This is a genomic window from Pseudoalteromonas sp. SWYJ118 (genome assembly GCF_015864505.1).
In the GTDB taxonomy this organism is placed as follows: domain Bacteria; phylum Pseudomonadota; class Gammaproteobacteria; order Enterobacterales; family Alteromonadaceae; genus Pseudoalteromonas; species Pseudoalteromonas arctica.
Genome location: NZ_JADYXC010000068.1, coordinates 1 through 619, shown reverse-complemented (window position 1 = coordinate 619; position 619 = coordinate 1). Strand labels below are relative to the sequence as shown.

The following is a 619-nucleotide window of genomic DNA, read 5'->3' as shown; positions in this document are numbered from 1 at the left end:
GTAGGGTTTGTTGCTCACCCACTGAGCCCCACGCTTGAGCTTGCAGGATGATTTGGTGTTTATCGTCATTAATCGCGATGCCGTTGTAGCCTTGAATTGTCCCTTTTGAGGTCGTCATTTTCGCGCTGTCGGGGTCGGTAATATTACTTTTAACTGGCTTGCCTTTACTGCCTGTTTTTTCTTTGTGAGTGGCTAAGAACTCGGTGATTTTATCTGCACTTTTATCCAGCTTCTCTTTTTGTTTTAAATCCTGAGTTATTAACTCTTCACTCAGTCCATCTTGTGATTGGTGGCGTTCAATAATACGTTTGCTTGCGCGTTCTAGTTTTGCTTTTTTTCGACCTAACTCATCGAATGTGCCGCTCCACTCTTTACTCGCATTGGACTTTAATTTACATCCATCAATGGCAAACATGTTGCGGCCTATCAAGCCTTCCTCATCACATATCATCAGTACTTGCGTAAAAAGCGGCTCAATCTGTTCATGCATTTTGGCCTCGAATCCCGCTATAGATGTGTAATGCGGCTGGATATCACCCGACACACTCATAAATAAAATGTTCGTCTCACACGCTTTAGCAATTCGGCGGCTACTAATTAAACCATGAGCATAACCCAG

General features: G+C 43.5%; 1 protein-coding gene. It reads right to left on the bottom strand.

The window, feature by feature from the left end; translation table 11 throughout:
* Window positions 1-619, bottom strand: a 619-nt coding sequence (locus I6F48_RS21220; RefSeq protein WP_197120250.1) for a transposase, incomplete at both ends; no start/stop codon positions are given.